Source organism: Crenothrix sp., assembly GCF_043729335.1.
Taxonomy (GTDB): domain Bacteria; phylum Pseudomonadota; class Gammaproteobacteria; order Methylococcales; family Methylomonadaceae; genus Crenothrix.
Window position 1 is genome coordinate 1 of record NZ_JAYTLQ010000020.1, and the last position, 1,740, is coordinate 1,740.

A 1,740-nucleotide genomic window follows, 5' to 3' on the forward strand; every position below is an offset into this window, starting at 1 on the left:
GGAATCAACCACTTACCGTTCGTCCTGAGCTTGCACCACTGGCACTTCCTATGGTCTTCGAAGGACTTATTCAGAGGTTAATTTAAAAACCCAGAATTCCATTTTAAACGTATTACAGGTCGGATAGTATGAAATTGTGAACACGTGTTTTGTACCCTGTGCATTTAATTGCTAGCAAAATCAATAAAAAAATGGCCGAAGCCTGTTTCCAGTCTTCGGCCATGCAGTCTACGTCAACCATTCGCTTTTGAGGGGGAAACGGTTAATGCAGACAAAACATCCTTGCGCACGAGTCCTTGACCGCTACAACACTTTTTCTAGATGCGGCCTATTTGATCGCCGCTAGGTCCTTTTCTATCACTTTCGCTGGCAATGGAATGTAACCATCCTTAATAACTGATTGTTGCCCCGTTTTTGACAAGACCATTTTTATAAATTCAAGCTCCAATGGCGCTAACGGCTGATTGGGTTTTTTGTTAACGTAAATATACAAATAACGCGTTAAAGGATAAGTCCCATTGAGCGCGTTTTCAGGCGTGGCTTCAACAAAGCTCGTGCTGCCTTTTTTTGCCAAGGGCACCATTTTTATACCGGAAGTGGTATAGCCCATGCCAGAATAACCAATACCGTTTACTGATTCGGTAACCGACTGGACGACCGAGGCAGAACCTGGCTGTTCGTTAACATTGCTTTTGAAATCACCTTTACATAAGGCGTGTTCCTTAAAATAGCCATAAGTGCCGGATACCGAGTTCCGTCCGTACAACTGGATGCTTTTTGCGCCCCATGCCGCGACTCCTGCGTCACCCCAGGTTTCAATACTGGCTGCACCACCGCATTTGTTGGTGGAAGAAAAAATGCCGTCAACCTGCTCCATCGTCAAACCCTTCACTGGGTTGTCCTTATTTACCATAACGGCAAGGGCATCTACCGCTACCGGAATAGCCGTCGGTTTATAACCATTTTTACCCTCGAAAGCTTCTATTTCATCATCTTTCATTTCACGGCTCATAGGGCCGAGGTTTGATGTGCCTTCAGTCAGCGCAGGCGGCGCAGTGGAGGAGCCTGCGGCCTGGATTTGGATGTTGACGTTGGGGTAAGCACGGTTAAAATCCTCCGCCCATAACGACATCAAGTTAGCCAAGGTATCAGAGCCAACGCTGGACAAATTGCCCGATATGCCACTGGCTGGCTGATATTCGGGGAGATCTGCATCAACAGCCTGTACGGCATGGGCTGCTGTAGCCATAAGCCCAGCAGAAACAAGCCCCATTGCAGCAATAAGTGATTTCGTTTTAAACAGTGGTTTCATTTTAGCTCTCGAGTAGATAATGGTTGTAGTAAACGGACAGAATGCGGGTAGCTTAATCGCACTTTATGACAGAAATATGACAATGACACAATTTATCGGATTTAATCTACGCTTTCTTCAAATAATGATTTTGGATAGGTAATGGACAGCAATTGTGCACAGCCTTTATCCAAAGGCGACCAGTCATCTGGCAACATTAACCGTGCCAAAGCGGCTGTTGGAAACAGTTTTTTAGCGCCGGGCAGGTCAGCTTCATTGACCAAATAAGTCAGCAGGTCTTCAAGCTCAGGGTTGTGCCCGACCAGCAACACCCGGCTAAAAGAAGCCGGACAATCGGCCAACACCGATTTCACCCGGACTAAGCCTTCGTCATAGAGGCGTTTTTCTTGCTGGATATGGCGATGGTCGATGCCAAAACCATCACAAAC

General features: G+C 46.6%; 2 protein-coding genes. Both read right to left on the minus strand.

Features of this window, described 5'->3' with window-relative positions:
• Positions 1–328: 328 nt before the first annotated feature.
• Entirely contained in the window at positions 329–1,312 is a 984-nt protein-coding gene (locus tag ACHZC4_RS05465; protein WP_394752815.1) for a PstS family phosphate ABC transporter substrate-binding protein, read from the minus strand.
• 101 nt (positions 1,313–1,413) lie between these two features.
• On the minus strand, positions 1,414–1,740 hold a 327-nt coding region (locus tag ACHZC4_RS05470), incomplete at its 5' end, for a SixA phosphatase family protein (RefSeq protein WP_394752816.1).

What these genes read in the sequence shown, in the direction of transcription:
- ACHZC4_RS05465 (WP_394752815.1), bottom strand. Translation starts at nt 1,312, where the DNA reads ATGAAACCACTGTTTAAAACGAAATCACTTATTGCTGCAATGGGGCTT.